8 protein-coding genes are annotated in these 7685 nt (G+C 72.8%); 6 read left to right on the top strand and 2 right to left on the bottom strand.

Annotated elements, in window-relative coordinates; translation table 11 throughout:
* Positions 1-151: 151 nt before the first annotated feature.
* Entirely contained in the window at positions 152-793 is a 642-nt protein-coding gene (locus ACFU5F_RS41755) for a winged helix-turn-helix transcriptional regulator (protein ID WP_383898844.1), read from the bottom strand.
* A gap of 86 nt (positions 794-879) precedes the next feature.
* On the opposite strand from ACFU5F_RS41755, the gene ACFU5F_RS41750 reads away from it, so the two are divergent.
* The gene (locus ACFU5F_RS41750) at positions 880-2088 is read left to right on the top strand and encodes a pyridoxal phosphate-dependent aminotransferase (protein ID WP_383898842.1); all 1209 of its coding nucleotides are present in this window, start codon (positions 880-882) and stop codon (positions 2086-2088) included.
* Between the two features lie 25 nt (positions 2089-2113).
* Here the strand turns inward: ACFU5F_RS41750 and ACFU5F_RS41745 are convergent, their stop codons facing one another.
* Positions 2114-2767, bottom strand: coding sequence for a class I SAM-dependent methyltransferase (locus ACFU5F_RS41745; protein ID WP_383898839.1), 654 nt, complete (start codon positions 2765-2767; stop codon positions 2114-2116).
* 118 nt (positions 2768-2885) lie between these two features.
* On the opposite strand from ACFU5F_RS41745, the gene ACFU5F_RS41740 reads away from it, so the two are divergent.
* The 5 genes from ACFU5F_RS41740 (at position 2886) to ACFU5F_RS41720 (ending at position 7586) form a co-directional block, all read left to right on the top strand.
* Positions 2886-3455, top strand: coding sequence for an HAD domain-containing protein (locus ACFU5F_RS41740; protein ID WP_383898837.1), 570 nt, complete (start codon positions 2886-2888; stop codon positions 3453-3455).
* Positions 3456-3464: 9 nt separating this feature from the next.
* On the top strand, positions 3465-4064 hold the full coding sequence (locus ACFU5F_RS41735; RefSeq protein WP_383898835.1) for a histidine phosphatase family protein: 600 nt from the start codon (positions 3465-3467) through the stop codon (positions 4062-4064).
* A gap of 46 nt (positions 4065-4110) precedes the next feature.
* Positions 4111-4752 carry a hypothetical protein gene (locus tag ACFU5F_RS41730; RefSeq protein WP_383898833.1) on the top strand — a complete coding sequence of 214 codons (642 nt, stop codon included), beginning with the start codon at positions 4111-4113 and terminating at the stop codon, positions 4750-4752.
* 84 nt (positions 4753-4836) lie between these two features.
* Positions 4837-5259: an acyl-CoA thioesterase gene (locus ACFU5F_RS41725; protein WP_383898832.1), complete on the top strand. Its 423-nt coding sequence runs from the start codon at positions 4837-4839 to the stop codon at positions 5257-5259.
* A 128-nt stretch (positions 5260-5387) separates the two neighbouring features.
* A complete protein-coding gene (locus ACFU5F_RS41720) occupies positions 5388-7586 on the top strand; it encodes an alpha-N-acetylglucosaminidase (protein WP_383898830.1) in 2199 nt (732 codons plus the stop codon).
* Positions 7587-7685: the final 99 nt, after the last annotated feature.

Genomic DNA, 7685 nt, shown 5'->3' with positions numbered 1-7685 from the left:
GTTCCGGTTCGGCGGGCCCTCGTACATGGAGGGTGGAGAGTTCGGGGGACCCTTCGAACCCGTCCGCGTCCGGCGGGGCTTGCTCCCCGATCCCGTCCGCGTCCGGCGGGGCTTCTCACGCAGTCGACGACGGCGCTCCACGGCCCCTCCCTCACTCCTCCCGCAACTCCCTCAGCTCCTTGGCGAGCGCCCCCTCCCCCGACACCACGACCCGCCCCGCCCGCACCGCCTCCCGCAACCCCAACTCCCCGCGGCCCAGCACACCGCAGGTGTCCGCGTCGAGGGTCAGCCGCGCGTCCGCCTCCCCGGGCGCCGGCCCGTCCCCGTACACCGGCTCCTCCTCCGCACCCACCCGCACATGGAACTCCCCCTCCTCCAGCCGGACTTCGACGAGCCCGGCGGTCGCCCCCTCCAGCGCGCGCAGCAGCGGCAGCGCGAACCAGTGGGCCCGCACCGCGTCCGTGGCCCGGCGCTCCCCCAGCGCCGACTCCCCCCACGCGCCCAACGCCTGCAGCACCGGCAGCAACTCCCGCCCCCGGTCGGTGAGTTCGTACACGTACGCGGCCCCCGGCGGTGGCAGCCGGCGCCGCGTCGACACCCCGTCCCGCTCCATGTCCTTCAGTCGCGACGCGAGGACGTCCGTGCTGACGCCCGGCAGGTCCGCGTGCAGGTCCGTGTAGCGACGCGGTCCGGCCAGCAGCTCCCGCACGATCAGCAGGGTCCACCGGTCACCGACGAGGTCGAGCGCACGCGCGGCGGAACAGTACTGGTCGTAGCTTCGGCGAGGTGACATGGAACGCATTCTAGACATGTCGTTGGACTTTCCAAGCGCCTACTTGGTAAAACCAAGCAACACAACGAACCGGAGGGCGAGAGCGCATGGAGTTCCGGCAGTCGAGCAAGCTCAGCGAGGTCTGTTACGAGATCCGCGGACCCGTGATCGAGCACGCGAACGCACTGGAGGAGGCGGGCCACAGCGTCCTGCGCCTCAACACCGGCAACCCCGCGCTGTTCGGCTTCGAGGCACCGGAGGAGATCCTCCAGGACATGATCCGGATGCTGCCGCGGGCCCACGGCTACACGGACTCGCGCGGCGTCCTCTCGGCCCGCCGCGCGGTCGCCCAGCGCTACCAGGACAGGGGACTCGTCGTCGACGTCGACGACGTCTTCCTCGGCAACGGCGTCTCCGAACTGGTTTCCATGGCCGTCCAGGCGCTGATCGAGGACGGCGACGAGATCCTGATCCCCGCCCCCGACTTCCCTCTGTGGACGGCGGTCACCACCCTCGCCGGCGGCAAGGCGGTGCACTACCTCTGCGACGAACAGGCCGACTGGTACCCGGACCTGGACGACATGGCGTCGAAGATCACCGACCGCACCAGGGCCGTCGTCATCATCAACCCGAACAACCCCACCGGCGCGGTCTACCCGAAGGAGATCATCGAGGGCATCCTCGACCTCGCGCGCCGCCACGGCCTGATGGTCTTCGCCGACGAGATCTACGACCAGATCCTGTACGACGACGCCGTGCACCACTCGGCCGCCGCGCTCGCCCCCGACCTGGTCGTCCTGACCTTCTGCGGCCTGTCGAAGACGTACCGCGTCGCGGGCTTCCGCTCCGGCTGGCTGGTCGTCACCGGCCCGAAGCAGCACGCCCGCAATTATCTGGAGGGGCTGACGATGCTGGCCTCCATGCGGCTGTGCGCCAACGCGCCCGCCCAGTACGCCATCCAGGCCGCGCTCGGCGGCCGCCAGTCCATCACCGACCTCACCATGCCGGGCGGCCGCCTGTACGAACAGCGCGACGTGGCCTGGGAGAAGCTCAACGAGATCCCCGGCGTCTCCTGCGTGAAGCCCAAGGGCGCCCTCTACGCCTTCCCCCGGCTCGACCCCAAGGTCCACAGGATCCACGACGACGAGAAGTTCGTCCTGGACCTGCTCCTGCGCGAGAAGATCCAGGTCGTGCAGGGCACCGGCTTCAACTGGCCCACCCCCGACCACTTCCGCATCCTCACCCTCCCCCACGCGGACGACCTCGACGCGGCGATCAGCCGGATCGGCCGGTTCCTGAGCGGGTACCGGCAGTAGCGGACCCGGACCCCGGGCGCACGCGTCACCCCTCGGCCTTGCGGGCCAGCAGGTGTATCCCCTTGAACTGTCTGCGGTCGGTGGGCTGCGGCTCGCGCACCATCCGGGCCACCTCGGCCAGCCCGCACGCGCGCAGCAGCGCGGCGAGGTGATCGGGCCACCAGCGATGGGCGGGCGCGACCGTGTGGTCGAAGACCTGTGTCGGACGGGACGGGCCCTCGCTCGCCGAGAAGCCGATGAGAAGGTGTCCTCCGGGCGCCAGCACACGGTGGAACTCCGCCAGGAGGAGCGGGACTTCGGACGGCGGGGTGTGGATGACGGACCACCGCGACAGTACGCCGCCGAGCACGCCGTCCGCGATGTCCAGCGCGGCCATCGAGCCCACCTCGAACCGCAGGCCGGGGTGGGCCCGCCGGGCCAGTTCGATCATCGCGGGCGAGGCGTCGACACCGAACGCGTCCAGCCCCGCCCCGGCGAGATGGGCGGTGACATGGCCGGGCCCGCACCCCAGGTCCGCGACCCGGCCGTCCCCGCTCACCCGCGCGACCTCGGCGAAGGCGCCCAGGATCGCGCGGTCCAGGGGGCTGTCCCGCAGCGAGTCGCCGAACATCCGCGCATAGGTGGAGGCGACGGCGTCGTAGGCCTCGCGGGTGGTGGCGAGGGCATCGTGTTCGACCATGCCCGCGACAGTAGTCGGCGACACCGGCGGTCGGCGACACCGGCAGTTCGGCGGTCGGTACCGGCAGTCGCCTGCGCCGGTACGCGCGGGACCACCCCGGCTTGGGTAGACCTCCCCCATGACTGACCGGCCCCTGCTCCTCCTCGACGTCGACGGACCCCTCAACCCCTTCGGCGCCCGGTGGTGGCGCCCCCGCGGCTATGTGACCCGCCGGATGCATCCCTCCAACTGGTCCGCGCGGCAGAAACCCGGCTCCCGCCGGCTGCGCCGGGGACTGCGGATCCGGCTGAACCCGGCGCACGGGGAGCGCCTGCTCGCGCTGCCCTACGAGTTGGCGTGGGCCACGACGTGGATGCACGAGGCCAACGAGATGATCGGGCCGGTGATCGGGCTGCCCCGCGATCTGCCGGTCATCGAGTTCGGCAACCTCTTCGCCCCGGACCCGGACGGGCTCTACTGGAAGACCCGGGAGGTCCTGGCATGGGCGGCGGGACGACCGTTCGTCTGGGTCGACGACATGATCACCGACCTCGACGCCCGGCATGTGGCCGAGCACCACGGCACACCGGCCCTGCTGCTGCGGATCGATCCGCGCCGGGGCCTCGGGGAGGAGGAGTTCCGGGAGCTGGAGCGGTGGGCGCGCGCACTGGGCGGCGGCCCGGAGGGCGCCGGCGGGGCGGGATCGTAGCCTGGGGACATGGGTGATCTTCTTCTGGTGCGGCACGGCGAGACCGAGTGGTCGGCGTCCGGGCAGCACACGAGCTGGACCGACATCTCGCTGACGGACCACGGCCGCGAGCAGGCGAGCGGCCTCGCCCCGCTGCTCGCCCACCACCGCGTCGGCACCGTCTTCGTGAGCCCGCTCAAGCGGGCCCGGGAGACCGCGGAGCTGGCCGGGCTCACCGAGGCGCGCGTCGACGCGGATCTCGTCGAGTGGGACTACGGCGGGTACGAGGGCGTCACGACCGTCGAGATCCACCGCTCCCGGCCGGACTGGTTCCTGTTCACGGACGGGGTCGCGCCCGGTCCGCCGGAGCACCCCGGGGAGAGCCCGGAGGAGGTCGGGGCGCGCGCGGACCGGATGCTGGCGAAGGCCCATGCGGCGCTGGGGAACGCCGAGGGGAGCGTGGTGCTCGTGGCGCACGGGCACTTCCTGCGTGTTCTCACCGCCCGCTATCTCGGCCTGCCCGCCGCCGGCGGAGCGCTGTTCCAGCTGGCCACGGGCACGGTCTGCCGCCTCGGCACGGAACACGGGCGCCCGGTCGTCGCGGGGTGGAATGTCAGACCCCCCTCGTAGTCTTCCGAGTGACCACCCCCGGTGGGCTCGGGTGAGGGAGGGTGCCGTGACACGACCGCCGACCGCCGTCCAGCGGCGGATCATCGACGCCGCCGAACCGGTGACCGGGCGGCTGACGGGCACGGAGGCGCAGCTGGCCGCGCTGGTGAAGCGAGGGCTGGCCTTCCGTCATCCGCGCCCGCCGCACGGCCACTTCCTGACGCCGGCCGGGCACCGCCTGCGGGAGACGGCACCGGCCGACGCGCCGGAGGACACCGGCGGTGAGCCGGCCGGGACCGGTGTCTTCGCCGCTCGGGTCGGCGGCGAGGAGGCCGGCCCCGGCGGGCCGGCCCGCGAGCGGGAGGTGCACAGCGCCTGGCAGGGACTCCTGGAGCTGCGTCGGATGACCGATCCGGGCGGCGCCACGGACCGCCCCTGCGGCTGGGAGCGCGCGCATCTGGTGCGGGCCGCCGCGCTGGCCCTGGAGGCGGCAGGTCACCGGCCGGCGGACGCGGACACGGCGCCGACGCGCGGGGGTTACCGCGTGCGCGCCACCCCGCAGCCGGAGGCCGTCGCCGTGCGGGAGCCCGACACGGCGGCGCTGGCGGCCTGCGCGGCGACGCTGGAGGGTGCGGGCTGGCAGGTGAGCGAGCACACCGACCCGCGCACCCGGGAGCGGTATCTGCTGGCCTCGCCGAGACGCGCGTAACGCGCAGGGCGGACCCGTCTGCTGAGCAAGCGCTCAGTAAGCTGGTACGCGCTGTGTTCGCCTCAGTGTCAGGCAGGAGAAGCCATGGCCGAGCCGTTTTACGTTCCGGTGACCGTGCGGGGGTACGAGACCGATGTGCAGGGGCACCTGAACCAGAGCGTCTACCTGCAGTACGGCGAGCACGCGCGGTGGTCGCTGCTGCAGGCCGCCGGGATCCGCCAGGCCGACCTGATGGCACGGGGAGTCGGACCGGTGGCACTGGAGACGACGATCAGCTACCGGCGCGAACTGCTGGCCGGCGACGAGGTCGAGGTGACGTGCGCCTTCGTCTGGGGCGAGGGCAGGACGTTCCGCATGGAGCAGACCGTCCGCAGGACGGACGGTACCGTCGCGGCCGAGATCACCGGCGTGGGCGGCCTGATGGATCTCACGCTCCGCAGACTGGTGGCCGACCCCAGGGAGTACTTCCGGACGCTGGCGAAGGACCCCACGCTGTTCGGCCTGTGAGGCCGGCGGCGGGGCGGAAGGAGTCATTCATGCCACTTTCTCCCCCGTGTGGCCCCATGTCTGCGCACAAGTGCGGTTCGGGTGGGTATTCCTGCCACGGCGTACCCCCACCGCACCCCGGAGACACCATGCCGCTCGCCCGCCGTGCCCTGCTCACCGCCCTCGCCGCCGGTTCCGCGGCGGCCTGTACCCCGGCCCGTGCCATCCCCTCGGACGACACGCCCCGAGCCGACAGGGCGCTGCGCACGGCCGCGGTGGCGGCCCGGCGGCTGCTGCCGGACCACTGGCGGCAGATCACCTTCACGGAGGGGAGGGAGTACGACACCTTCCGGGTGTCGGGAAGCACCGGGCGCATCACCATCGCCGGTGACACACCGGCCACCCAACTCACCGGCCTCAACTGGTACTTGCGGCACATCGCGTACGCCGAGATCAACTGGGCGGGCGAACAGACGGACCTCCTGCCGCGCGAGCTGCCCGGTCTCGACGGCACGGTCGACCGCCGAGCCAACGTCACGCACCGCTTCGCGCTCAACGACACCAACGACGGCTACACGGGCGCGTACCTCGACTGGACGTACTGGGAGCGCGAGCTGGACGTGCTGGCGCTGCACGGCTACAACGAGGTCCTCGTCTACGCGGGCGCGGACGCGCTGTACCACCGGGTGTTCCAGGAGTTCGGGTACACGGACGAGGAGCTCCGGGCGTGGGTGCCGGGCCCGGCCCATCAGCCGTGGTGGCTGCTGCAGAACCTGTCCGGCTTCCCCTCCCCCGTCTCCCGCCGGCTCCTCGACGCGCGGGCCGTCCTCGGCCGCCGGATCGCCGACCGGGTGCGCGAGCTGGGGATGACCCCGGTGTTCCCGGGCTACTTCGGGACGGTGCCGGCCGGGTTCGCCGAGCGGGTGCCGGGGGCACGGACCGTGCCGCAGGGCGCGTGGATGGGCTTCGCGCGCCCCGACTGGCTGGACCCGCGCGGGGCCGAGTTCGCGCGGGTGGCGGCGGCCTTCTACCGGACGCAGGACGAGATGTTCGGCCCGTCGGCCCTGTACAAGATGGATCTGCTGCACGAGGGCGGCGACCCGGGGGACGTGCCCGTCGCCGACGCGGCCAAGGGCGTCGAGCGGGCGCTCCAGCGAGCGCATCCGGGGGCCACCTGGGTGATGCTCGGCTGGCAGCACAACCCGCCGCGCGCGATCGTCGACGCCGTCGACAAGCAGCACATGCTCGTCGTCGACGGGCTCTCCGACCGCTTCCCCACGGTCACCGACCGGGAGGCCGACTGGGGCGGCACCCCGTACGCCTTCGGGTCGATCTGGAACTTCGGCGGCCACACCACGCTCGGCGCGAACACCCCCGACTGGGCCGCGCTGTACGAGAAGTGGCGCACCAAGGACGGCAGCACGCTGCACGGGATCGCCCTGATGCCGGAGGCGGCGGACAACAACCCGGCCGCTTTCGCCCTCTTCTCCGAACTGGCCTGGCGGGAGGGTGAGCTGGACCTGAAGACCTGGTTCGCCGAGTGGGCGCACGCCCGGTACGGGGCCCGTGACCCGCATGCCGAGGCGGCCTGGGACATCCTGCGGCGCACCGCGTACGGCACCACCCGCGCCGACTCGTGGAGCGAGGGCGCCGACGGCCTGTTCGGCTCCCGGCCCGCGCTCAACGCCGTCCGGGCCGGACGCTGGTCGCCCAAGCAACTCCGGTACAGCGCGGCCGACTTCGAGCCCGCACTCGGCGAGATGCTGCGGGTACGGGCGGAGCTGAGGGGGTCTTCCGCCTACCGTCGCGACCTGCTCGACGTGGCCCGTCAGGCGCTGTCCAACCGCAGCCGGGTCATGCTGCCGCAGATCAAGGCCGCGTACGACGCCAAGGACACCGCGCGGCTGGCGAAGGGGAGCCGTGACTGGCTCTCCCTCATGGATCTGCTGGACGAGCTGGTGGCCACCGACTCCCGTCATCTGCTGGGGCGTTGGGTCGCCGATGCCCGTTCCTGGGGTGCGGGCGCCGCCGAGCGTACGGAGCTGACCTACGACGCCCTGTCGCTGCTGACCGTGTGGGGGACGCGGGAGGGCGCGGACGCGGGGCTGCGCGACTACGCCAACCGGGAGTGGGCGGGGCTGGTCGGCGGGCTGTACCGGCTGCGCTGGGCGACGTACTTCGAGGAGCTGCGGGCCGCGCTGGCGGAGGGGCGGGTGCCGAAGAAGATCGACTGGTTCGCGCTGGAGGACCGCTGGGCACGGAACCCGGGACCGCTCGCGACCGAGCCGACCGGGGACACGTACGCAGTCGCGGCCCGGGTCCGGGACCGGCTCGCGGCGCTCGCCTGACCGATCACAGCCGCCCACCGCGGGGCCCCGGGGTCTCCACGCCGGCGACCTGCGCCGTCGGCGACTCGGGCGGTCTCCGGGGCGCATGCTCGTCGCGCC

Origin of the sequence: Streptomyces sp. NPDC057438, from assembly GCF_042802995.1 — a bacterium.
Taxonomy (GTDB): Bacteria; Actinomycetota; Actinomycetes; order Streptomycetales; family Streptomycetaceae; genus Streptomyces.
The sequence above is the reverse complement of the archived record's forward strand: the minus strand, read 5'-3'. Positions and strand labels throughout refer to the sequence as shown.